This window comes from Acholeplasma laidlawii (genome assembly GCF_015709225.1).
Taxonomy (GTDB): domain Bacteria; phylum Bacillota_I; class Bacilli_A; order Acholeplasmatales; family Acholeplasmataceae; genus Acholeplasma; species Acholeplasma laidlawii_A.
The window spans coordinates 98,205-123,133 of sequence record NZ_JADNRS010000029.1 but is presented as its reverse complement, the minus strand read 5'-3'; the positions used below and the strand labels follow the sequence as shown (position 1 = coordinate 123,133).

The window sequence follows — 24,929 nt, the reverse complement described above, 5'->3', positions numbered from 1 at the left end:
CCACCTTCCTTATGCAGTTTTAAAACATAAGGAAGGTTATACCAAGATCGTTTCTTTTGTTATTGTCCTAAATATGATGCAAGTGCGTCTTCGTAAGCAGGTCTGATTTTGTCCATTTCACCTCTAGCGTCGCCATTAGAGGTTGCAAGGTTTGCTGCACCATACCAACCATTTGCCGCGAATTTTCCGATGCCTAGTGCACCAGTTAAGTCTAATGTTACTTTGTCATAAATGCTTAGGTAAGCATCAATTGAATTTTCATCATTGAATCTTTGTACTAATGTTGCGTAGAATTCATCTGATAGTTCAGTGTCTGTCTTCCACATTTGAATCTCGTTCCATACTTGGAATGCTAATGCTTCCTTAGCAGGAGTTAATCCACTTGATAATGTGTATACTGCAACACCACCGATTGGAGAAACATAATCACCAGTGTATGTATCACTTGATGGATAAGGAACAAATCCTAAGTCAAATGATAAGTTCTTCCATCTGTTTTCTGCATTTAAGAACCAGAAACTACCTGGATGAATAACAACTTTACCTGCTTGCCATAATGGAGATCCAACATCATAAGTACCTGTACCTTCAAATAGTCCTTTATTATATAAACCATGTAAGAAACTATATGTTTCTAATGCTGGTGTTTGATGGAATGCAACACGACCAGATAATGCGTTAATTAATGAACCACCATTTAATGGAATCATATTTTCAGCATATACAGCACGTACACCACCTAGAACTTTATAGTCATCGCCTAAACTTGGAAGCGCAGCTTTAGCAGCATCTGCCCATTGTTCAAATTTAGACCAAGTCCATTCACCGTTATTATATAACTCAGCTGGGTTTTCAATACCTAGGTCATCAACTAATTCAATATTGAAGTATAGACCAACATCCACAGTAGGTTTATTTGCTGAGAATGCATAGAACTGACTCTTGAATGTTCCTAGTTGTTTCGCCTCTGTTGTAATGTTTGTACCAGTTGATGCTAAATATTTGTCAACAGGAACAATTGCATTTGCGTTAGCTAATTGAGCAGTCCAGTCAGAAGTTGTCCATAAGATATCTGCTAATGGAGCTCCCGCTACTGATGCTTGAATAATTGCAGTAATGCGGTCTGGTCCCCAAGCAGCTGCCGCAGGGTATGCCTTGTATACTACTTTAACATTTAGTCTTGATTCAACTTCTCTTTGTTTAGTTTGTCTTGCTTGTTGTTCTCTACCAGAGAAAGCCGCATCGAATGGGTCAACCTCATAAGGTGCACCATGCATAATTACGATTTCTGTTGGAGGTGTAGTATGATTTTGTACTACAGTTACAACTCTTTTTACTGTGGTTACTTTACCATCAGAACCTTCTACTGTATAAGTTAAAGTATAAGTTCCTGCTGTGTTTGTAAGTACTGTACCACTTACTTCGATACGTGTAGTAATGTTTCCATCTACTGTATCTTCAGCTTTAACATTGCTCATCGGATCAAACTCATCACCTACGTTGATTGTAACATCCGCTGCACCTGTTATTGTAGCTGAATTTTTATCGTTACCATTACCTTCTGTATTGTCACACGCTACTAAAGCAAACATTGCGACTAACAGTAATAATACGCTAAATATTTTTTTCATATTTAAGCTCCTTTGTATTTTTTGTAATTAAACTTCACTTAAATTATACTATGTAAATAGTATGATTTGATTTTTTTTATCTATTTTTTCTACTTATTTTCATATTATTAAAAACTTTTTCAAACGCTTACATATTGTCACACAATGAAACAAAAAGCCCAATTTATTATTGGGCTTTTCGAATTAAACTAAAGTCTTATTTTTTCTTTAAGAAGAATAGTAATGCTGCACCACCAAATGATACTAATGCTGCACCTAATGACATAAGAACTGCAGTTAATACGCTTACCCCGTCATAAGAATCTAAAGCATCTTGAATAGCTTCTTCTACTTGATCAGGTGTGATAGTGTCTTGAGGAATTTGTGCTTCTACATCTTCTTGAGTTGGTTTAGCTGCTTTTACAGTTAATGTGTATGAAACTTCGCTTGCGTTACCAGCGCGGTCTTCAACGCCAACAGTTACTGTATAAGTACCAACTGATAATTTACCACTTGTTAATGATAAACCACCGTTATTTAATACGAATAGACTTAATTGTGTTCTTGTATCGAAGTTATCAACACCAACGATGTTTGATAAGATAGCTGCTTCAGCAGATGCGAATGCATCAGCTTCGATAGTTAAGTTATTATTAACGACGATTGCTTCAGGAGCTGTTTTATCATCAACAACTAATTTGTATGATGTTTTAGTAATAATATCAACATAAGTTGATGGTTCTTGATAACCTTCTACAAATGTTACTTGATCTCCAAATCTTAATAATTGAGCTTTAGGTCTATCTGCAGTTTGTCCGAAGAATACAACAAATCCGCCTTCTGAGAAGTCAATACCTTCTAACCAAGCTTTAATACCAGCATCAGACATACCAGAGATTGATCCGGATTCACCCCATGCTTCCCATGTATTTCTTGCAACAGATTGTATCATCTTACCATCTTTATCAAATTCAACTACAATCCAACCTTGGAATGCGGTGTTTGTATAAAGGAATGGTTCTGTATAAATCGTGGTTTCTAGACCGTATGAAGGATAATTAACATTTTTTCTAGTACCAGTAATGACAGTTTCGTCAGCAAGTGTAACAGTGTCAGGAATTATATCTCCTGCAACTTCAACAGTGTGAGTGAATTCTAAGTTAATTGTATATTCTCCAGCTTTTGGATTATAAATATTAAATCCAGTTGGAGCAGCAATTTTAATATCATCTGTCTTATCATTTCCATAACCATCGTTTGCTGTAACTTCACCTAATAAATCTACAAAGACGTTTTCGTCAACGTAACGAGTCTTAACATTTTCAAATTTAGGAGGTAACACACCAACAGCAATCTCAACTTCAACTTCTGTTAGTCCGTCTTCAGGATGATCTACAGTATAAACCGCAATATATCCAGCTCCGAAAACAGAAGAATCAACAGCAGACAATGCCTTGTCTTGAGTATACTTATCTTCTTCAGCATCATAATCAAATGAAATAGTCTCTAAAATTGTTGGAACGTGTTCTTCTTCAGCTGAATTATAATCAACAGCATCATATACATGAACTTTATAAGATAGTTTTTCGGTTGAATTAATTATTTCACCTGTTTCATCAAACATCTTCACTCTTGTAACATTAACGTTACTTGGTAAGTTAAAGCCTGTAGATTGATGATCAACAATTATTTGAATTCCTTCAGATGTAAGGTCATCATCATGAGCTGCTAAATTATTAAATGAAATCCCTGGATTATTGTAAACAGCTTTCATTACTGGAACTTCTTCTAATTCGAATGTACTTACAAATGTTTGTATCCAAGCAGTAGTATCTGCATTAATCGTTCCACGATCATTCGTACCAAAAGATACTACCTTCCAACCTGCAGGAATAACTACATTAATTGGATTGTAATCAAGTAATAATGATTGTTGTTCAACTGGCTTTGCGGATAAATCTGGATTAACCCACTTAAGATAAGTTAGAGGTTCCAATACATATCCATCTGCATCATCAGAATCTCTTAAGATTCTAACATGTGCATATCTTGTATTTGGCGTATCCACTAACGGATCTGCAGCAGCTTTAAATGCATCAGTTTCAGCTACAGTAGCTAGTCTCCAATCAGCATTATCAGTAAAATCTGTTCCCTCATTATGAATATAATATTGGAAGATATGGTCTTCAAACATTACTAATTCATTATCTTCATTAAAATAGGAATATAGACGATGAACGACTGAAGTTGTATCAGTTCTATCATTAGTAGTTGTGATTTCTACTGATTCTGTTCCATCATTAATATTCATAGCTGCAAATGCATTCCAACTTAGTGTTGGAAATTCTGTTGGTGCAAATTTACCATCAGCATTAGCATCAGTCCACATATGTGCGTATCGTACTGCACTACGCACAAAATGATATCTATGTCCAAGAAATTCCATAGTCCAATTTGAAGTACCAACTCTAATTGAGCCAGGTAACATCGGTTGATTATCCGTCATACTATTTGGATCTTTATAAGGATACAAATCAGTTAATACAGGATCCTCATCTGCAAATGTTGGCATTACGACAACTAGTGCAGCAATCAACAACAATAATAATGTTGTAATTTTTTTCATCTTTTTTTTACTCCCTTTTTCTTTTTTTTTATATTTAATATACAACTCAATTTTATTACATTATGAAAGCGCTGTCAACTAATACGTGTATTTGTAAAGACAACGCTTCCATATTTTTACTTTTTGAATATTATTTTCACCTTTTAATCGTTTTTCTAATTACTTTCGTTTCATAAATTATATTTCCTAAATCATTGCGTAAACCTATAATTCTATTTAAACTACGCTTTGGATGAACAGCATTGGATAATAATACAAATCCTATTTCATTTTGCTTATCAATAAACATATGACACCCAGTAAAACCGGTGTGCCCTATGGTATGTTCAAAATTGTGTTTTGATCCTGCAAAACTATCTTCATAGGGTTTTAAGTAACCTAGTGTTCTAGTTACTTTATAACCTAAAGAGTCATCGGTAATCTGTGGTAAGAATATTTTATCTGTCATTTCTTTACTTAGTACAAATCTATTATTTATGATACTTTGAATAAATAAACCGATATCATACACTGTAGAAAATAATCCCGCATGACCAGCTAGTCCTTCTAATAAATAGGATTTTTCATCATGCACTTTACCTTTAAGTAGTCCTTTTGAAAAATCATCGTCATGATTTTCTGTTGGTGCTACTCGTGAAGCCTCTGGTCTATACCCTGAATCTAGCATACCTAATGGATTGAAGATATATTTTTGTGCGGCTTCATTAATTGGCATTTCATACATTTTTTCTATCACTTTACCAAGCAAGATAAAACCAACATCAGAGTATACAACTTTAGTATTTGGTTCATAAATTAAATCCATACTAAAAATAATATCCATCACTGCTTCTTTAGTTTTTACTGTTCTAATTTTAGATACATCAGCAGGTAATCCTGAAGCATGGATAAGTAATTCTTTAATGGTTGTATGTGGATGTTTATATCTATCCAAGATTGTATGTAATTTTGTATCTAAAGATAGTAATTTATCATCTACTAACTTTAAGATAAGTGTTGTGGTTGAAATAACTTTAGTAAGGGATGCAACATCATATATTTCATCCCCACTTAAAACCTCTTTTGTTGGGTATATTTGTTTATACCCAACAAAATCAGTGATTAAATTATCCTTCGTAATAAGTGCGTAATGCGCGCCCGGAAAACGTGATTCATCCACACCTTTTTGTAAAAATGATTTAATTCTTTCCATTATCTTTTCTTCTTTACAACAATGAATATTACAACACCTAACAGTACTACAAAAGTTGAAACCGCTGATATAAATATAGCTATATCAAAGTTTGCTGGTGTAGGTTCTGGAGCTGGGTCTTCATCATTCATATGTGTTTCCCATGTATGTTCTACATTTTTAGTCCAATAATGGTCTTCTAATCTAGTAAGTGCAGCCTGAACAAGCGCATGGTTAGAGTTTAATGTTTTATAAGAGAATATAGAACTTCCAATAATCTCATCATATTGTGACATATATCTTAATTGTTCTAAGAACTCAGATTCATTTGTCCAATTATTTGAACTTTCTGCATATCTATAGAAACCTTGTCCAATAATTAAGTCGACCCCTGTATCTTTTACTGTATCAACCCACCAGTCCACTAAGTCAGCAAAACGTGCTGTTGAGTGATCAAATTGCCAGTATAATTGAGGAATAATATAATGTAACCAGCCTTCTTTAACCCATTTTCTGGAGTCTGCATATTGAGCTGAATAGCTAGATAAACCTTGTGAATTTGATCCTAGTGGATCTTGTGTTTTATTTCTCCAAATTCCAAATGGAGAAATACCAAACTTCACATGCATATCATTATCTTCATTATGTGCCTCAACACGTTCAAAGATATTTTTCACAAACATGTTAACATTTTCACGTCGCCAGTCATCACGTGATAAATTGTTTGGATTGTAGTTTAAGAATGCATCCGCATCTTGACCGTCTTCTGTTCCACTATAACTATAGAAGTAATCATCAAAGTGAACACCATCTATTGCATAATTTTCCATTAATTCATCAACGATATTGTATAAATACTGTCTAACCTCAGGTATCCCTGGGTTTAAAATAAGTGCACCACCTTGATCTTGTACGACATAAGTTGGATTTTGTTTAGCAAAGTTTGAATCATGTAGTAGTGCTAATTGATCTTCAATAGATGCTGTAGAACCACTTGCTACGCGGTAAGGATTCATCCATGCATGTACTTCAATACCACGTGCATGTGCTTCCTCAATTAAGAATTCTAAGACGTCCCAACCCACACCTACACCTTCTGTGCCAGATAAGAATCTTGACATTGGTGCATATTCAGATGGATAAAATGAATCATTCATCGGTCTTGTTTGGAAGAACATTGTATTAAACTTAAGTTCTTTCATACGTTCTAGTATACTTATAATTTGGTTCTTATAGTTTTCTTCATTATCATACTGTGTTATATCGATATTAGCTACAGTAGCAACCCAAACAGCACGGATTTCTTTATCTTTTTCTGTATATGTTGTTGGTAGTGCTACTGGTGTATTTGTTTGATAGTAATAGACATTTTGTCCATTTCTAATGACGAATGGATTGTCTTCTGTAATTGGAATGGATACTGGTATTCTTATTTCTACATCATCAGATACAATACCTGCTAAAGATGTTACTCTATAAGCTACTCTATGATTTGCTGTTGTTGAAATTGTAATTGGTGATGTGTAATTAGACCATGTAGTCCAATTTTGTCCATTATAAAGTCGATATTCAATTTTATCTGTTGATTGATTAGGCGTTAAAGTAACTGTGACAGGTCCAATATATGTACCTTCCACTAAGTTACCTTGAATGTCTACAGTAACTTCTCCTGGACCTTCTACAATATTAAATGTTTTACTATAAATAGGCTCTAATGGTCCATTACGATATTCTATTGTATAGTGACCAACTTGTTCAAATAAGATAGGCTCTACATATTGTATCCAAGCTCCTCCATTCATTCGATATCTTGGTTCAGGTGCATTTTGATCGAAGTTAATAGTAATTTCTAACCAGTCATAATTTGAATCAACTCCATCACCTGCAATTTCGAGTGTTGGTGTAGTGTAACTTGAGACAATACGTAGGTTTTGTTGAACTTCAGCAGATTCAATGCCACCTTTATCAATAGTCTTAGCTAACACTGCATAGTTACCTGTTGATGTTAATGTGATAGGTCCTTCATAAGGTACCCAGGTACCCGGACTACCGTGGTTTATTTTGACCCAAATATCATGATTTGGTGAATCTATTTCAATTTTTGTACCTACTAGATAACTTGTTCCAGATGCTGTACCATTAATTGTAATTGTTGGTAGCACTTCATTTTTAATTTCTGTATAGAAATTAAGCAGTTTTACGTTGGATTCATTGCCTAAACTATCAACTGCTTTATAGTAGATTGTATTTAGACCGTTTGTAATAATATGAATCGGTGTTGTATAACTTTCCCAAGTGTTACCATCTAAACTATAGTAAATATCATGTTCACTACTAAATTCTAGTTCTACTTGTGATGTAAATCTAACACCATCAAATGTACCTGTAAAGGTATGTGTTGGTGCTTCAATACTACTTTCAAATGTAGGACTTAAGTGATTGGTATAAGAAATGGAACGTACACCATAGTTATTTGAAGTGGTTGTATCATTAGAATCCCAAGTGATTGTAGTATTACCATCATTTGGGATGATATCGATAATCTCAGCATCCACATAGTTTAATGGATTACTTGATTTATAGATATAGTAGAATTTTGCATCAGTTTGTGCATCAAATGTTAATAACCCATTTGTAGGATTATGTACAACATTTGAAACCTGAGGTAATCTTACAGGGTACATACTTTTAATTTCTGGTAAGACAGCAAAATTAGTCAAGTGATTTTGATAAGCCTTATTGATTTGTTGAGAAGTCATATTTGTTGAACCATTAAATGCATCTTTTAAATAATTATAAGAGTAAACACTAAAGCCATTCACATTTTCTAAATTTATTAATATGTCTAATTGATCAGAAAACTCATTTACATTACTTAACCAACCATTTGTTTGCATGTAAACACCTATTCCAGAGTATAAATTAACAGGTAAAAACCTAACCACCTTGTTCCACCAACTCATTACATTATTAAAACCACCTAAATCATGATCTATTGACCAATAACTTTGAGGAAGAATATAATCTAACCATCCTTCACTTATCCAGTGAAGGGTATCTGCAAATAGATATGATGCATAGTGTTCTTGACCTTGTGTGTTTGAACCATTTGTAATAGGTTTTCCGTCTTGATCATAGGTAACAACACCATCACCATTTCTATAAATACCGGTTGGAGAAATACCAAATTGAACATAACGATCGTTTGCTTGGTTAAAAGTTTTAATCGCGTTAGATGCCTGTTCAATGAATGTATTAATTTGCGCACGGCGCCAATTTGCTTTACCAACAGCTGTATTTGGTTGACCTAGCGGATCAGATAAAAATAATGCTTGGTCCGGGTCATTTAAGATACTACCATTATTCATTTCCATATAGAAGTAATCATCAAAGTGGATGGCATCCACATTATAGTTTTCAATGATTTCTAATATCGTATTTACAACATGTTCACGTACTACTGGTAATGCAGGGTTTAAAATATTGCCATCACCTGTGTTATTTGATAAGAGATTCGCTGGATTAGTTTGTGGATTTTGAGCGGGTATACTACCAGATTTATTCTGCATTAAATCTGATGATTTTGCAGTCACGCGATATGGGTTCACCCAAGCATGAAATTCAATCCCTCTTTTGTGTGCTTCTTCGATGAAATATGCCATCGGATCAAATACATCAAAGTTAACATTTGCAAACCAACTTGCAACTGGGTTGATTTCAGATTTATAAAGTGCATTATTATGTGTTATAAAATGTACGATAGCAACATTTAAATTGTTTGCTTCCATATTATTTAAAATTGAATTAACTTCATTTTTAAAGTTTTGTTCTGATGTATAATCTGACATGCTTCCAATTAAATGAGATATCCAAGTTGCTCTAAATTCACCGGGTGAAGTTAAAACCTCAGGTTCTGGATAAGCATGTGTTTCATTTGTTGGTATTAAAGTTAACGTTAATACGAGCGTTAATAATAGTAAAATTACTTTCTTCATTAAACATCCTCACTTCCATTCAGTAATTTTTTAACAAGATGCATACCTTGTTGTTGTTTTGTTTCATCGATAAATGTCTTATATGTAAAGAATACATTACCAACTACATTTTCAAATTGATTTGTAAATTTAAGTTGATTCACGACTTCATAAGGATTTTCATAGCCACCCTTTTCACCATAGCGGTATGGACCATGTCCTATATATAAATCTACATTCGAACCCTTACATACATCAGCCCACCATAAAGCTAAATCCGCAAATGGTGCTAATTTGTGCTCAAAATCCCAGTAAAGTTGTGGTACGATGTAGTCGATTATTCCTTCTTTAATCCATAAGTAACTATCTGCATATTGATTATCATAAGATTGACTACATTGTGGATCTACATTCGAACCTAATGCATCATTTTTTTTAGTTTTCCATATACCAAATGGCGATACACCAAATCTTAAGTTAGGGTGTTTTTCTTTTAATGTTTTATTTAAGTTTCTTACAACATCTGTAATTTGATTTCTTCTAAAATCGCCTAGTGTTAATGATTTATCTATTCTTTGTTCAAAATCATAGGTATCATTATCACTATCGCTTAAACCTGCATATGGATAGAAGTAATCATCAAAGTGAATTCCATGTACATCATAGTTATCTGCAATTTCTAGCATAGAATCAATAATAAATGTTTTCACCTCTTCTTTTGCTGGGTTTAAGATCAGTTGACCATTTTTGTCAGTTACAACAAACTCTGGATGTTTTTTAGCAAAATTTAAATCATCTAACGTATTTAAATATTCAGCTTTAGTCATTTCAGTTTTCATACTGACGCGGTATGGATTACACCAAGCATGGACTTCTAAATTTCTTTTTTTAGCTTCCTTAATAACAAACTCTAGTACATCAAATGAAGGAACTTCTCCTTCTTTTCCAGTTAAGAATCTAGAATATGGATTTAACTTAGATTTATAGAAAGCATCATTTGTTGTACGTACCTGAAAAAAGATTGCTGTCATGTTATATGCTTTAGCTGTGTCTAGCATTTCTATGACTTTATCTTTATAAGATGGATCTTTCATATTGGGTAAATCAATGTTTAACACATTAGAAATCCAAAATGCTCTAAATGGTTTTAAGTTAAATTTTTCAGGTATAACTACTTGTTTATCTGTATTAAAGTAATTAAGTGATTTATCAGTTCCAAAATAGTTTAGTTTCATATGTTGTACGCTCCATAGTATGTTAGTAAATTTTTATGTTTTTCATATAATGCATCAAATGCATGTTTGGTAGTAATAAATGATTTAGATAAAGGATGCACTTGATATGCAAGTAGTGCTTTATCTAAGTTCTTTTCATAAATCGCATCACATAGTAATTCTTCATAAGCTTTTAAATGTTGAACGATACCACGTATTTGAAGTGGCAGTTCACCAATATGGACAGGAATTGGTCCTTTATTTGTAATACGTGAAGTGATTTCTATAGATGTTTCATTAGGTAGTCCTTGGATATGACCACGATTTACTGTATTAATCACATGATAGTTCTTTTTATTATTCACCATAGAATCAATGATTTGAATCGCTGTTTGTGCATAATCATGACCAAGTCTTTTTTCAATATCTTTAGGTACTTCATCTACTGAGGGGTCACTGTATTGTTTAAATAATACTTCATCTATTTGAATGACTTCATTCGTACGAATGTTGTTATTTCTAATTTGTTCTAAAAACTCAGGTACTGCTATATCATATTGATAAAACACTCTTAAATTTGGATGGGGATATAATTTAAGTTGTTTTATATTTTCTTGTGCCATAAATCTTTTAGACGGACAAAAGTCTTCTTCTAAAAGTTTAGGTAGTTTGTCCTTACTCTTATGATATATTTTAGAGATAAATGATAATTCACTTAAACCTGCAAAATAAGGCACTACTTCAGAAGGTTTTGCACCTAATCTTTCAATGATACTTTTGGTTGCTTGATTTGGGCTACTTGATAAACCCATATAGCGATCAAATTCAGCAAATCTAAATACAGCTTCACTAATGATTCCTGTAGGATTACTAATATTAATAACCCACGCCTTCGGTGCCAGCTCTTTAACATCTTCAATGATTTTATAAATCACTGGAATAGTTCTTAACGCGTTAAACATGCCACCAATACCAATCGATTCATGTCCTAACATTTCAAATTGTGCAGGAATAGTTTCGTCGAAATATCTTGCTTCCATGCGACCCACTCTAATTTGAATAAGTATAAAGTCTGCATCAACCAGTGCTTCTCTTCTATTTATTGTTTGAGAAATATCTATTGAAATGTTATGCTTTTTAAACATTCTGTATGCAAATTCAGTCATAATATTTAATCTCGTTTGATTATCTTCTAAATCAACTAGTGCAAGCTCTGTTACTTTTAAATCTTGATAATTTAATATGATGTGTTTAAATAATTCTGGTGTGTAACTTGATCCTGCACCAATAATTACTAATTTTAATTTTTTATTCATGATTAGCCCCTTTTTTTATCTGTAGTAAGAAACATTTCCAAGTACGACAGCTTTTTTTGCACCAGTTGCTGTAGGTAGATTGGATGGTTCTTGATACATTGTTTGATTGGCTAAAACAATAAATGCTAGAGCCTCTTTAAAATCACTTGATAATCCAATATCATCTGTGGATAAGACGTTTATTGGGTGTAGTTTTTTCTTTAAATGTTGCATCAAAAATGTATTATGAACGCCACCACCAGAGATGATAAGTTCATCTACTTCATGTTTATTTAAAACGATTTTTTCTATAGCATCCACCATTGTGTCTGCGGTTGCTATCGTGAGTGTATGTATAATATCTTCCGGTGTATGGTTATGATATTTTTTAATTAACTCTTTTGTAAAACCAACACCAAATTCTTCTCTACCACATGATTTAGGTGGTTGTAGCTTTAAGAATGGGTGTTGAAGTATTTCATCATATAGTGCTTTGATAAGGTGACCTTTATTAGCAGTTTCACCTGATGCATCATATGGCTTATTAAAGAAATACTCCATTGCATAATTTATCATCATATTACCCGGACCTGTATCAAAGGCATAGACATCTTTTTCATATTGAGTCTTAGGTAATACCGTAATATTAGATATTCCCCCAATGTTTTGGATGATACGTGTTTTATCTTTATTTGATAGTAATATATAGTCTACAAAAGGTACAAGGGGTGCCCCTTGTCCACCTGCAATCATATCTGCTACCCTAAAATCTGAAACGACTGTCGTCTGGGTTAACCCTGCAATCACAGATCCACTACCTAGTTGAAGTGTGTTTGGATTACTTCCATCTTGTGTAGCACCTTGGTGGTACACAGTTTGTCCATGCGATGCAATAAAACTCAAACTTGAAGGATTTAGCTTATTATCTTTACATAACTTAATGACGCAATCTGCATAAAGTCTACCAAGTTCAAAATTGAGACTCGATACGTCTCTTACCCTTAGTTCATTATCAATAGCAAGTTTAACTCTTTCTAATATATCTTTGGGATATGGAAAGGTTTCTGCTACGATGAGTTCAATTTTTGTATTAAGACCAGTACCTGAAATTGTTGCTATTGCAACATCTATACCATCTAATGATGTACCACTCATAATACCGCAAGCAAGTTTCGATTGGTTCATATGCCACCTCGTATTTTGGTTACGCTTTCATTATATAGTAAAGTCTTACCATATTTTTGTAAGCGCTTAATTTCGTCTAATTCTTTCACACTTAGAAAAATGTTTTCAAAAAAAGAGCACCTATTTTATAGGTGCTCTCATTTGAATTATCTTTTAAATTTTTTAATCGTTCTATAAGTTGTCTCAAGTGCTTGAATCGAACGATCAATATCTGTGTATGCACATTTTGCATAAAGTGCATCAACCACGGACATTTGAGATATACGCGAAGTCATCGCAGCACTTCTAAATTCTGATTCTAGTGCTGAAGTATATAACACTATATCTGATATATCTGCAAGGATGCTTGAACCAATTCTTGTAATACTAATAATTGGTGTTTTATTTTCTTTAGCTAGTAATGCTGAGGAAATAATTTCTTTAGTTTTACCAGAGTTTGATATGAAAATTACAACGTCTTTATTATTAATAAAGGATGCATCCACTAATTGGTCATGTGATTCGCCTTGTGCCACACAAAATTTATTAATACGTCTTAATTTCATTTCTAAGTCTTTACATACTAAGAAACTTGATCCTTTACCAAAGATTAATATCTTTCTAGCATTCATGATTAAGGATGCCGCTTTAGTATAGGTTTTTTCATCATATAGATTAATAGTTTCTTCAAGTGCTCGAATATTATTCTCAATCGCTTTTTTTCCATTATTTTGATCTTTTATTAAAATAACATCCGTGTATTCACTTGTCTCAGGAATCTCTACTTTAGAGTTTGCAAGAATAAAATCGATTTTAAAATCTTTAAAACCATTATAGCCTAACTTTTTGCACATTCTTACAACGGATGCTGGAGATGTGTAAGCAGCCTCTGCAATTTTTTCCACGCTAAAATCTTTAAGTGACGTCTTATTCTCAATTAAATAGTCAAGAACAATGCGTTCCGCCATACTTAGTGCTTCTTTATTTTTCAGCATGTTTAACATTACACTCATTTATCACTACACCTCATTTATCTTCCTCTTATATATTATAACATGAGTGAAACCGTTTTATTAATTACACATTGACTTTTTCTTGTAAATGACATTTAAAATGTGGTTATGTGAGGTTTAACGGTTTCATTCATCATATATGTTTAAAGATACATTTTTGTATAGTTTATTTCATAAGTGTAACATACATCAATTTAAATATCCATATGTTTTTAACGACTATTATTAATTACCTTGAGCGATGTTTCTAATGAGATCAAGGATGATTTTTACATCATTTTTATGTACGTTGTATGTGTAAGATTCACTAAATGGAGAAGTTGAATATTCAGCATTACCTTTAACACGAACTTGAATTTCATGTTGTCCAGGTGCCAGTAGTAAAGAAATAGTTTCTTTTGTTAAATATTGTTCTCTGCCATTAATTTTTAGTACATATTCCATATGTTCACTGTTACCAGTAAAGTGGAATACACCTTCAGAATCAACAAATAAACCAGTTGGTGCTTCAAATGGAGTTCTTGTATCTGGGTAAGGTATATCTACAAACACAGGTTCAAGGTCTCCTCTTGCAAATAGTAATCCATTAGAAATTGAACGCATATGACCATCAGAGTACGTATTTAATCCCTCGTACTCACCTGTTTCACTATTTCTTAGTAACATAGTTGATGAACCACCACCATCTAAGTTGAAGGCAGTAACTGCACCATGCATTTTCATAAGTTCACCTAATTCACTATACTTAACACCATATTTACCTGATAAAGCATCACGTCCATCAACTACGATAAAGAATACTGTACCATCTGCTTTTTGGCCGATTGCTGTTCTAGGGTGTCTAAAGTGTGCCATATTATTACTTGGTAAACTCTTAAATGCTGCATGTTGTACAGCACCATCTTTGACAAGTAATTGACCTGTTCCGATAGCGTTTCTAACATTTTCAAAGCCGTTACCTAATAGTTCTTGAACTAAAACAGTATCTGAACTCGTAATTAAGTTATCATCTTGAAATGCTTTACCCACTAAAACAAAAGTCTTTTCTTCCATTGTGTGAGCATCTGTTGTTTTTGAATCTAATACGCCCTTAGAGTAGTTAATGTTACCACTTGCATCTGATTTTAAATCACTAGCTTTAACAATTACTTTATGATAATCTGCAGGAATTTCAGATGCGTAGTTTTGGTGGAAAATAGCAATTTCTAAATCATTTTGAGGTAATTGATTGATTCGATCAATCTTTAATCTCATTTTAAGTTCTTTATATTCATTTAATATATTTAAGTGTTGTCCTAAAAATGATGGTGTACCATAGACCATATCACCTTCATCTGTAAAACCTACTGCACTACGTCCACCAGTTGGTCCACGGTGTATAACTTCAAAATTTACAATATGGGTATTCGATGCACGGCCTGTATTCTCGATATCATAAAAGTCACCATTGACACCACCAACAAAGTCTAGATGAGGAAATCTTGCTTTAGCAATTTCAATATGTCCAGCTAAATTAGACATACCCCATTCATAAGGTCTGTAGTTATCACTTGCTATGATATTATAGTCAGTTGTTTTAACGTTAACACCTAAATAGTTGTAATGTTGAGATGTAATCTCTTCACCATAAATCATTGTTCCTACACGTTTAATATGTTCAATACCATCTACATATCTTCTTTCACTAAGTTCATGCTCAAATCTGAAAAGTTCTTGAGCTTGAGTATTGGGTGTAAAAGATAAAATAAGCATGATAGATACAAATATTGTGATTAATAATTTTTTCATATAGTTAGCCCCCTACTTATGCCGGTAAGACAAGTGAAACTTGTCCAATATTTGAGACAGTCAATGTCACTAAATAAATAGTATCACCCACTGTGATATCAAATATTACTTGTGTTAAATGATTTTCATCCACTCTAAATTGAAGACTTGAAATACTTGTCACTTCGTCATTTAATCCAATAAATGTATCTAATGTATTATATTGATCAGACTTCAAAATATACATTGTATCCCCGTTGGCATCAAACTGGTCAAATTCAAAACCGTAAAATAATAAACTTGAAGATTTGAAATTTGATTCACTTACAACATATTCATCACCTTGTTTCACATACATCTTTGACTTAGCACCAGAGTTATCGTAATATGCAATGTAATCTGCATCTACATATCTGATTTTAGTGCCATCAAAAGACATTTGAACAACTGTATCCAATAGTGTTTGATGATCTCTAATTTTAATTTCTAGATCATAGTTATTCGCTTCTAAAAACTCAAATTTATGTTCAAAAATTTCTTGAACTGTTGGCTCATCTTCCTTATCATCTTCGTCATTACCAGTACATGCTACAAGTACCAATGTAAATGAAAGTAATATCATTAATAACATTTTCTTCATCTAAATCCCTCTCTTTTTGTGTAATTAAAACGCTTTCAATTTTATTTTACTTAATTTAGTATGAAAAAAAATTTGAATAGGTGAATATATAAAGAAAACAGCCCAATTTAAATAAACTAGGCTGTTTTAAATGATTAATCTTGAATTTTTTCGATATGTTTGACAACACGTCTAATAGAGTAACCCTCTATTTTATTTCTAACTGCATTTAAGTGGGAATCTAAAATAATACGAACACTTTCCTGTATAGCTTCTACACTAGAAATAATCGTGTTTGTTTTAGTCTTTATGTTCTCTAGTTGTGTTGTTATATGTCTAATGGAGTTACCAATAATATCTTCTTTGAACTTTTCAAAATCCTGAAGAATTTTCTCAGATTCTTGGAACTCTATTTTTTGGATTTCTTTATTTGTTATAATATCGGCATATTTCATACCAATAGATTCTAAAATACCTAACAACGTGATGAAAAAATGAGGTCTAACAACATACATTTTTTCATAACCTGGTACTGAAAATATAGGAGCGTCCGATTCATAATTATATTCTAGTTCACTCACTAATATTGCATACTCTAGATTTTTCTTATTTCTATCATCATCTAATTTCTTATAATGATCAGAGTTTTTCTTTTTATTTTCAGATTCTAATGCTTCACTCTTCATTTCTATCATAGCACTAGTTAAAAGGATGTCGTGGGATTCATTATTAAATACCTTAAAGATGTAGTCACCTTTTGTACCTTTAGAGTCACCTTCCGTTTTGATGACTAAATTATCTTTAGTAAATGTAGAGGTTTTAAATCCATAAAGTGAAACATTTTTGAACTGCTCATCACACCAAATTTCTAAATTCTCACCGATGGTTTTAATATTCCTTGAACTTCTTTCTCTCTTTAATGCTTCAATTTCTTTTTCTTTTATTGAAATATCATCATTTAATTTTGCAAGTTTTTGGTTCAGTTGCAACTGATGTTCAATAATCATTTTTTCTTTTTCAGCTTGTAGAGACTGTATTAAAGAAGCTTTTTGATTTATCTGTTCTTTGTAAGTGTTTTCTAAATTTTGTTTAATTTTAAGTTCAATTGTTTGAATTTCATTATTTAGTCTTTGACGTTCTAATTCAAATTCTGATTTTAAAGTATTTGTAAGAATTTGTTCGTTCTTTTTGCTTAACTCAACTTGTGAAGACAATCTACCTTCTAGGTTAAGTTTGTCCTGTATGAGTTTGTTTTTTTCTAATTCAAAGTTTCTTAACTGTTCGTTTAGTTTTAATTGAATTTGTGACTGGTTTTCTTTTATAACACCCTGTAGTAAGCGATTATAAGTTTCATCTTGTTGAGATTTAATACGTTCCATGATGAAAGATTCATCTACAGAATGAAGTGATTTTAAGTCTATCGTGTCTCCAGCTTGACCGTTTTCTTCAAGCATAAGTGTGTGCGAATCTATGATTTTAACCTTTAACTTTGACATGTGAACCCCCTTTAAAATACATAACTTATTAAACCATTTTACCATACTAATATATTTAGGAAAAATCCTTAAATATAAGTAGTCATACTTATAATTTTTAATCCTGATAATATTTAAGTAATTTTAATCCAATATCTTTGAATCATTTTACCCTTTTCATCCATTACTTCGTTTTCCAGTACGCCACCATTTGAGATGATTGCTTTTGCAGAACCTATATTTTCTTTATCGCAAGTAATTAAAACATGCTTAATTCCAAGCTTTTTACATTCAATGAGTGATAGTGCAATCAGTTGAGTAGCAAATCCTTTATTTCTTTCACTTGGTCTGATACCTAAGCCTATATGACCACCAACTTTTGTTAAACTATCATTTAGGTAATGTCTAATATTGACTCCACCTAGTAATCTAGACCTTTTTGTATCTAGTAAAAAAAATACAGAATCTGGGACGCGTTCGTTTTCCGGATTCAATACTTCCAAGTTGTTTAAATAATGATTAAAATCTTTATAATCATTTTTAAAAATGGACCAAGGTGAATGATTGGTTTTATTCACTTTTTGATCATATGTCCATTCATCAATCATTTGACCTAATTCCTTTTTGTATGTTTCATCTAGTTTGATAAGTTTTAAACTCATTTTAAATTCCTTTTATATAATTTTTAGTAAAGTAAAGCTTCCACCTTTAGTAGTTCCATAACTTTGAGTTCTCTTTTTATCCATGTAGCATCCACAATACTTTGGCTAAGTGCTAACTTATTTGTAGTAATTGCATCATGAATGTCAACCCAGATAAGTTCATAGCCATGTTCTATTTCATATGGATCTAAATTCGTCTTGCCTAACTTCGTATCATCCAGACTTACTGTGTAGTAATAAGAATTCATTTGAAAAATAGTGTCCACTTCAATTGTGGATTTTCTAATTTCAGTAACTAGTCCAAAGGGGTTTTGTGTAAGAACATCTATGATTAAACCAGTTTCTTCAACTACTTCACGCATGAGACACTCCAAATGTGTTTCATCTTGTTCTAACCCACCACCAGGGAATTTAAGTTCATTAAATTTTTTACCTTTTATCATAGCAAGTTTATTATCTTTAATAATGATAGCCCTGCAAGCAACCCTGAGATACTTATTATCTAAATCATCATAGTCCCTTAAGTCACTATATTAAATTTGTCTCATTCGTTCACTCCTATGTATCATTATATCAACATTACATTATTTTTACCCAAAACCTAATAAAAAAGGTCAATACAATAAATGTATTAGACCCATCTATAATCTTATGGTGCTCGGGAAGGGATTTGAACCCTCACAGGATTTCTCCCACTACCACCTCAAGGTAGCGTGTATACCGTTTCACCACCCGAGCATACCCTATAAATATTATCATTTTAAGATAAGAAAATCAATATCATGATAAAAATAATGGAAGCAACTTTAAAGTTTTCACTTTGGTTTAAATTGCTTCCATTATATTTAATTAATAGATTAATAATTATTCTACTGCAATGATGTATGAGTATACATCTTGTTTACCATTAATAGTTTCAACTTCACAGTCATCATTAATGGATGCAACAAACTTAACTACCTTTTCAACTTCATCTTCGCTAACGCCGTTACCGATGAACAGTGTTGCTATTTCTGAATCTTCAGTGATCATTGATTCTAATAAACTTGTTACTGCTTCATATCTATCTTTACAAGATACGATGATTTTAGATTTAGAAATACCGATGTAATCTCCATTTTTAACTTGAACACCATGCATTTCAGTGTCTCTAACTGCATAAGTCACTTCACCTGATTTCATTTCATTCACAACATCCATCATCACATCAGTGTTTTCTTCGATGGTTGCAGTTGGGTCAAATGAGATCATTGCTGAGTAACCTTGAGCAACAGTTTTAGTTTTTAATACAGATACATTTTGGTTTTCAGTTAAACTTGCAGCTTGTTCAGCTGTTAATATAATATTTGAGTTATTAGGTAGAATAATGACATTATCAGCATTAACTGCTTCGATTGCTTTGATGAAATCTTCTGTAGGTGGGTTCATTGTTTGACCACCATCAATAATAAAATCAACACCCAATTCTTTAAATGCAGCTTTTACACCTTCACCTTGACCAACAGCAATTAAACCATATTTAGATCTTGGTTTTTTCACCGGTGCTAGTTCAGGTACGGCTTGTGCATGATCATGATCTGAGTGGTCTTGACCTGTAATGTTACCATGTTGTGTACGCATGTTATCTACTTTAATTGTTTTTAGTTCACCAAATTTTTGAGCAAGTGTTAATGCAACACCTGGTTGGTTTGTATGAACGTGAACTTTTAGTAAATCTTCATCAGTAACTACAACTAATGAATCACCCATTTGTTCTAATGGATTTCTAACACTGTTAATATCAAAGTTTTCCCAATCAAATAATTGAACGATAAACTCTGTACAATAGCCAAACTTGATATCCACTTCACCTAGGTTATGTGCACCCACATAATCAAGGTTTGCTTGAGGCATACCTTGAATAGCATCTAACTCACTTAGAACTTCTCCTTCAAGCGCCATTAACATACCTTCAATAATCTTAATAAAGCCAGCACCACCGCTATCAACTACACCAGCTTCTTTTAATACAGGAAGTAATTCAGGTGTTTTAATAAGTGTTTCTTTAGCTTGCATTAAGTAAGCCTTTAAAACGTCTTCGATTGATGTATATTTCTTTTGATCTTTTAAAACTCTTTCAGCTGATTCTCTAACCACAGTTAAAATGGTTCCTTCAACAGGATCCATAACAGCACGATATGCCATTTGGTAGCCACCAACAAGTGCTTGAATAAATTCTTTAATTGTTAGTGAGCCATTATTGATTTTAGAGATTTCAGAATAGAGTCCTCTAAAGAATTGTGACAGGATAACACCAGAGTTACCTCTAGCTCCCATTAATAATCCTCTAGATAATATTTTTGATACATCAACGATAGAATTTGACTGATCTTGGGAGACTTCTTTAACACCCGCCATCATAGTCATTTGCATATTTGTTCCCGTGTCACCATCTGGTACCGGAAACACATTAAGGTGGTCTACTTCTTTGTGATTATTTTTTAAGTGGATTGCACCATTAGTAACCATTTTTTTAAACAGGTCACCGCTAATTTTTTTATTAGACATAATTTTCCTCCGATTCACCAAAATGTTTCGATGAATGATTAATTAAGTTTTTATTTTCTTCTAGATGGTAAGAAACCAGTCTTGAACGTTACTTAGTATATCATACTTTTTTTAAAAAGCAATCATAATCTAATACATACGATTTACCTATATATTATATCATAATTTATAAGTTTAAGATTTTTACGTTAAATGTGTAAATAGTATTAAAATTTTCATTATTTATTTTATCAAGTTTTTTATTGCTTTTTATAATTTAATATGTTAAACTTAATAAGGCAATAAAAGGAGTGATACTATGGCAAAGTGCTATGTAACTGGTAAAACTACATCATTTGGTAATAAACGCAGTCATGCGTTAAACGCAAGCCGTCGTACATGGAAGGCTAACTTACAGACTGTCCGTATCAAAGATGAAAATGGAAATGTCAAAAGAGTTAAAATTTCAGCGAAAGCTTTAAAGAAATTAGAGTTAGAGCGCGTTTAATTCAAACCACATATTGTAGATAAACTAAGGCATCTAGATGCCTTTTTTTATTGCTCTTTTTTCGTATATACTACAAGAATAGATCCACTGTGCACTTTGATAGTGCCTTCAGTATCTTTTAATTCATTAGAGATACCTAATCTATCAAACATCTTTAACTTATAAGTATCTAATTCATATTTAAAACCCGTTAATGAGATGACTGCCTGATTTTGACTGAAGATATTAATATAACCGTTAAATTTAGTTTTATGCATGCCTACATTAAATTTAACAACGACGGATTCACTTGTCATAATACTTACATTATCATAATCAAATAACAATAAAAGATTTGCATAACTATGTTCTAGTCTAGATCCACCAATACCACCTAATATATAGGTATGCGCCGGATTTAAACTTAATGCATATTGTAGCGCTGCTTCAGTATCTGTTATATCTTTAACGGGATTTAAGCGTTTATAAAGAACTTTATCGAGTAGGCTGATATCACTTAAGGAATCAAAGTCTCCAATCGCTAAATCAACAAAAACACCCTGTTTATAAGCATCAAAAAGCCCTTGATCGACTGCGATCACATAAGCGGGCTTTTTAATGATTTGATTTAAGTTATTTGGTACAGGGTGTACAATCAAATAGACGTTCATGACTATTTAAGTGATTCAATTCTTTCCTTACGATCTTCGTAATTAAAGATGAATGTACCTGCAACAACAATGGTTGCTCCTGCATCTTTGACTTGCTTTGCTGTAGAAACGTTAATACCACCATCTACTTGAATTTCGTAGTGATATCCATTTTCTTCTTTAAGTTGTGCAAGTTCTTCAATTTTTCTTAATTGATTTTGGATAAATAATTGTCCACCATATCCAGGCTCAACACCCATGACTAATACGAGGTCTAGTTGACTTAAATAAGGTTTGATAAAGTCTACGTCTGTGCTTGGTTTAATAGCTAAACCTGCTTTTTTACCTAAATAAAGAATTCTACGAATACTTTCTTTAAATCTATTACATTCCGCATGGATTGTAATAAATTCTGTAGTTGGAAAGATTACTTTATCAATCCAATCTAATGGGTGTTCTACCATAAGATGAATATCCATTGGTAGTTTAGTGAGTTCACCAATTTGTGAAACTATCGCTGGTCCAAAACTAATGTTTGGTACAAAGTGGCCATCCATAACGTCCACATGAATATAATCCGAGCCTTCCTCTATTGATTTAAGTTCGTCTTCCAAGCGTATAAAATTTGCTGTCAATATCGACGGTGCAACTTTCATTTTGTCCCCTCCTAATACTTTTCTTTTCTATTTTTTAATATTTCTACGAAATTCAAGTAACTATCATACCTAGATTGCAGTATTTCTTTAGACTTAATCTTTTCTTTAACCATGCAATTTGGTTCGTTAATATGTAAACAACTATGACCAAACTTACACTGATCACTATATTTAGAAAAGTCTACAAAGTAGTCTTTTAGTGTCGTATAATCATGAAATTCAAAGTCTACTTTACTAAATCCTGGCGTATCACAAATATAACCACCACCAAACTCATAGAGTTCAGAATGTCTAGTTGTATGCTTACCACGACCAAGTGCATCCGATATTTCTTGAGTTTTTAATTCTAGTTCAGGTCTTAATGCATTTAAAAGCGTTGACTTACCTGCACCTGTTTGACCTGCTAGAATTGTGATTTTGTCTTCGAATATACCATCTAATGAATCTACACCAATACGTGCCTTACTATTGACATAATGAATATCATAAAATGGTTCATAAAATTTTAAATCTTCTTTTAGAGATTTTAAATTTTCATCCGTCATTAAATCAACTTTAGATACAACAATAACCGGTGTTAATTCATGATGTTTTAGTATCACTAAAAATTTATCTAGTAAATTAAAACTAAAATCAGGTCTTATGGCTGAAAATACCAATAATACTTGATCAATATTTGCAACATCCGGTCTAATAAGTTCATTTTTTCTTTCAAGCACTTCAGTAATCATGTACTGATCAGATTCAAAACTATAATAGATAATATCACCAACCTTAGGACTTAAAACGATGTCTTTGACATCTTTTTTAGTGCTTTTCGTGATGTTTTTATTAAAGCTTGAGTTTTTATCGACTCTTACCTTTCTAAACTTACCCTTTGCATAACCTTCATACACTGCTTGTGTCTTTAGGTCTTTAAAGCTATATAAGCCTCCGATTAATTTAATTACGCGTGCTTTACTCAAAAATATTAGTATCTCCTTATAGATTTTGACTTCTTAATTGGCCACAAGCAGCATTAATGTCATGACCTTGTTCTTTTCTTAAAATCGCTGTGATTTTATGTTCTTTTAATGTCTTATGGAATGCTAAACGATTTTCAAGACTTGATCGTTGATAATCAGCTTCTTTAACGGTGTTATATGGAATTAAGTTCACATAGACATTCATACCCTTTAAGAGTTTAGCTAATTCTACTGCAGTTTCTACACTATCATTTAAATCTTGAATCATAATATATTCAATGGTAACTCTTCTATTTGTTACATGAATGTAGTATTTGATTGCATCTACGACTTCTTCTACTTTGAATCTATCATTAATTTTCATTAATTTAGATCTAATCTCATTATTCGGTGCATGTAGCGACACTGCTAAGTTTACTTGAATACCTAAATGAGCAAATTCTTTAATCTTAGGTACTAAACCTGATGTAGACACTGTAATATGTCTTGCACCAATGGCTAGTCCTTTAGGATGATTTACAATGCTAATAAATTTAACAAAGTTCTTATAGTTATCAAATGGTTCACCAATACCCATAATAACAATACTAGACACTCTCACACCTGATTCTTTTTCTGCACGAATAATTTGTGCAACAATTTCTCCTGCTGTTAAGTCTCTTTTCTTCTTTAATACACCAGATGCACAAAAACTACATCCAATGTTACATCCTACTTGAGTGGTCACACAGGCACTCATGCCATAGTTGTGATTCATTAATACCGTTTCAATTAGATTCGCATCTTTTAAGTCAAATAAAAACTTAATTGTACCATCTGCACTTGTATTTTTAATGACCGTCTCAAGTCCTGCAAAGGTAAAATTATCATTCAATAATTTAATGATGTCCTCTGGGATGTTATTCATTTCACTAAACGCCTCTATTTTTTGTTTATAGAGCCAGTTCCAAATTTGATCGGCTCTAAATTTCTTATAGCCGTTTTCTACGATGAATTCTTCTAATTCTTCGTATGTTAAATCATAAATTAGCATAATATTATTCCTCACTTGTTAT

At 32.4% G+C, this 24,929-nt stretch carries 18 protein-coding genes, 1 tRNA gene and 1 pseudogene; 1 reads left to right on the top strand and 19 read right to left on the bottom strand.

Going from position 1 to position 24,929, the window contains the following annotated elements:
• Positions 1-59: 59 nt before the first annotated feature.
• The 15 genes and pseudogenes from IY230_RS02725 to IY230_RS02655 all read right to left on the bottom strand — a co-directional run bounded on the left by IY230_RS02725 (position 60) and on the right by IY230_RS02655 (position 21,137).
• Positions 60-1,631, bottom strand: coding sequence for an immunoglobulin-like domain-containing protein (locus IY230_RS02725; RefSeq protein WP_196369805.1), 1,572 nt, complete (start codon positions 1,629-1,631; stop codon positions 60-62).
• Between the two features lie 196 nt (positions 1,632-1,827).
• Positions 1,828-4,236 carry a hypothetical protein gene (locus tag IY230_RS02720; protein WP_196369804.1) on the bottom strand — a complete coding sequence of 803 codons (2,409 nt, stop codon included), beginning with the start codon at positions 4,234-4,236 and terminating at the stop codon, positions 1,828-1,830.
• A gap of 136 nt (positions 4,237-4,372) precedes the next feature.
• Positions 4,373-5,428: a serine hydrolase domain-containing protein gene (locus IY230_RS02715; protein ID WP_196369803.1), complete on the bottom strand. Its 1,056-nt coding sequence runs from the start codon at positions 5,426-5,428 to the stop codon at positions 4,373-4,375.
• Positions 5,428-9,402 (bottom strand): family 10 glycosylhydrolase, encoded by a 3,975-nt coding sequence (locus tag IY230_RS02710; protein ID WP_196369802.1) that lies wholly within the window; start codon positions 9,400-9,402, stop codon positions 5,428-5,430. Before IY230_RS02710 ends, IY230_RS02715 begins: the two co-directional genes overlap by 1 nt.
• Entirely contained in the window at positions 9,402-10,616 is a 1,215-nt protein-coding gene (locus tag IY230_RS02705; RefSeq protein WP_196369801.1) for a glycoside hydrolase family 10 protein, read from the bottom strand. The genes IY230_RS02710 and IY230_RS02705 overlap by 1 nt, the downstream gene beginning before the upstream one ends.
• Positions 10,613-11,911 (bottom strand): 6-phospho-beta-glucosidase, encoded by a 1,299-nt coding sequence (locus tag IY230_RS02700; RefSeq protein WP_196369800.1) that lies wholly within the window; start codon positions 11,909-11,911, stop codon positions 10,613-10,615. Before IY230_RS02700 ends, IY230_RS02705 begins: the two co-directional genes overlap by 4 nt.
• A 15-nt stretch (positions 11,912-11,926) precedes the next feature.
• Positions 11,927-13,075 (bottom strand): anhydro-N-acetylmuramic acid kinase AnmK, encoded by a 1,149-nt coding sequence (gene anmK, locus IY230_RS02695; protein ID WP_196369799.1) that lies wholly within the window; start codon positions 13,073-13,075, stop codon positions 11,927-11,929.
• Between the two features lie 146 nt (positions 13,076-13,221).
• A complete protein-coding gene (locus tag IY230_RS02690) occupies positions 13,222-14,067 on the bottom strand; it encodes a MurR/RpiR family transcriptional regulator (protein WP_196369798.1) in 846 nt (281 codons plus the stop codon).
• A 225-nt stretch (positions 14,068-14,292) separates the two neighbouring features.
• Positions 14,293-15,855 carry a phosphodiester glycosidase family protein gene (locus IY230_RS02685; RefSeq protein WP_196369797.1) on the bottom strand — a complete coding sequence of 521 codons (1,563 nt, stop codon included), beginning with the start codon at positions 15,853-15,855 and terminating at the stop codon, positions 14,293-14,295.
• A gap of 16 nt (positions 15,856-15,871) precedes the next feature.
• Positions 15,872-16,474, bottom strand: coding sequence for a hypothetical protein (locus IY230_RS02680; protein WP_196369796.1), 603 nt, complete (start codon positions 16,472-16,474; stop codon positions 15,872-15,874).
• Between the two features lie 134 nt (positions 16,475-16,608).
• Complete coding sequence (locus tag IY230_RS02675) at positions 16,609-17,949, bottom strand: DUF2130 domain-containing protein (RefSeq protein ID WP_196369795.1); 1,341 nt, start codon at positions 17,947-17,949, stop codon at positions 16,609-16,611.
• A 113-nt stretch (positions 17,950-18,062) separates the two neighbouring features.
• On the bottom strand, positions 18,063-18,590 hold the full coding sequence (locus IY230_RS02670) for a GNAT family N-acetyltransferase (protein ID WP_196369794.1): 528 nt from the start codon (positions 18,588-18,590) through the stop codon (positions 18,063-18,065).
• A 23-nt stretch (positions 18,591-18,613) separates the two neighbouring features.
• A pseudogene (locus IY230_RS02665) lies at positions 18,614-19,063 on the bottom strand (NUDIX hydrolase); the annotation flags it as partial.
• 179 nt (positions 19,064-19,242) lie between these two features.
• Positions 19,243-19,328, bottom strand: a tRNA-Leu gene (locus IY230_RS02660).
• 126 nt (positions 19,329-19,454) lie between these two features.
• A complete protein-coding gene (locus IY230_RS02655; protein WP_196369793.1) occupies positions 19,455-21,137 on the bottom strand; it encodes a DAK2 domain-containing protein in 1,683 nt (560 codons plus the stop codon).
• Positions 21,138-21,435: 298 nt separating this feature from the next.
• Between IY230_RS02655 and rpmB the strand changes: the two genes are divergently transcribed.
• Positions 21,436-21,624, top strand: coding sequence for a 50S ribosomal protein L28 (rpmB, locus tag IY230_RS02650; RefSeq protein WP_012242212.1), 189 nt, complete (start codon positions 21,436-21,438; stop codon positions 21,622-21,624).
• Between the two features lie 47 nt (positions 21,625-21,671).
• Here rpmB and IY230_RS02645 read toward each other — a convergent pair whose 3' ends face one another.
• The 4 genes from IY230_RS02645 to rlmN are packed head-to-tail and all read right to left on the bottom strand — an operon-like array spanning position 21,672 to position 24,907.
• The gene (locus IY230_RS02645; RefSeq protein WP_230852581.1) at positions 21,672-22,262 is read right to left on the bottom strand and encodes a thiamine diphosphokinase; all 591 of its coding nucleotides are present in this window, start codon (positions 22,260-22,262) and stop codon (positions 21,672-21,674) included.
• A 14-nt stretch (positions 22,263-22,276) separates the two neighbouring features.
• On the bottom strand, positions 22,277-22,909 hold the full coding sequence (gene rpe, locus IY230_RS02640) for a ribulose-phosphate 3-epimerase (RefSeq protein ID WP_196369791.1): 633 nt from the start codon (positions 22,907-22,909) through the stop codon (positions 22,277-22,279).
• Positions 22,910-22,920: 11 nt separating this feature from the next.
• Complete coding sequence (gene rsgA, locus IY230_RS02635; RefSeq protein ID WP_230852580.1) at positions 22,921-23,874, bottom strand: ribosome small subunit-dependent GTPase A; 954 nt, start codon at positions 23,872-23,874, stop codon at positions 22,921-22,923.
• Positions 23,875-23,890: 16 nt separating this feature from the next.
• A complete protein-coding gene (gene rlmN / locus IY230_RS02630) occupies positions 23,891-24,907 on the bottom strand; it encodes a 23S rRNA (adenine(2503)-C(2))-methyltransferase RlmN (protein ID WP_196369790.1) in 1,017 nt (338 codons plus the stop codon).
• Positions 24,908-24,929: the final 22 nt, after the last annotated feature.

Bases quoted from the DNA above. Each gene is read 5' to 3' on its own strand.
- anmK (WP_196369799.1), bottom strand. From the start codon at position 13,075: ATGAACCAATCGAAACTTGCTTGCGGTATTATGAGTGGTACATCATTA.
- rpmB (WP_012242212.1), top strand. From the start codon at position 21,436: ATGGCAAAGTGCTATGTAACTGGTAAAACTACATCATTTGGTAATAAA.
- IY230_RS02705 (WP_196369801.1), bottom strand. From the start codon at position 10,616: ATGAAACTAAACTATTTTGGAACTGATAAATCACTTAATTACTTTAAT.
- IY230_RS02725 (WP_196369805.1), bottom strand. From the start codon at position 1,631: ATGAAAAAAATATTTAGCGTATTATTACTGTTAGTCGCAATGTTTGCT.
- rpe (WP_196369791.1), bottom strand. From the start codon at position 22,909: ATGAAAGTTGCACCGTCGATATTGACAGCAAATTTTATACGCTTGGAA.
- IY230_RS02700 (WP_196369800.1), bottom strand. From the start codon at position 11,911: ATGAATAAAAAATTAAAATTAGTAATTATTGGTGCAGGATCAAGTTAC.
- IY230_RS02685 (WP_196369797.1), bottom strand. From the start codon at position 15,855: ATGAAAAAATTATTAATCACAATATTTGTATCTATCATGCTTATTTTA.
- IY230_RS02720 (WP_196369804.1), bottom strand. From the start codon at position 4,236: ATGAAAAAAATTACAACATTATTATTGTTGTTGATTGCTGCACTAGTT.
- rlmN (WP_196369790.1), bottom strand. From the start codon at position 24,907: ATGCTAATTTATGATTTAACATACGAAGAATTAGAAGAATTCATCGTA.
- IY230_RS02710 (WP_196369802.1), bottom strand. From the start codon at position 9,402: ATGAAGAAAGTAATTTTACTATTATTAACGCTCGTATTAACGTTAACT.
- IY230_RS02670 (WP_196369794.1), bottom strand. From the start codon at position 18,590: ATGAGTTTAAAACTTATCAAACTAGATGAAACATACAAAAAGGAATTA.
- IY230_RS02675 (WP_196369795.1), bottom strand. From the start codon at position 17,949: ATGTCAAAGTTAAAGGTTAAAATCATAGATTCGCACACACTTATGCTT.
- IY230_RS02655 (WP_196369793.1), bottom strand. From the start codon at position 21,137: ATGTCTAATAAAAAAATTAGCGGTGACCTGTTTAAAAAAATGGTTACT.
- IY230_RS02680 (WP_196369796.1), bottom strand. From the start codon at position 16,474: ATGAAGAAAATGTTATTAATGATATTACTTTCATTTACATTGGTACTT.
- IY230_RS02690 (WP_196369798.1), bottom strand. From the start codon at position 14,067: ATGAGTGTAATGTTAAACATGCTGAAAAATAAAGAAGCACTAAGTATG.
- IY230_RS02715 (WP_196369803.1), bottom strand. From the start codon at position 5,428: ATGGAAAGAATTAAATCATTTTTACAAAAAGGTGTGGATGAATCACGT.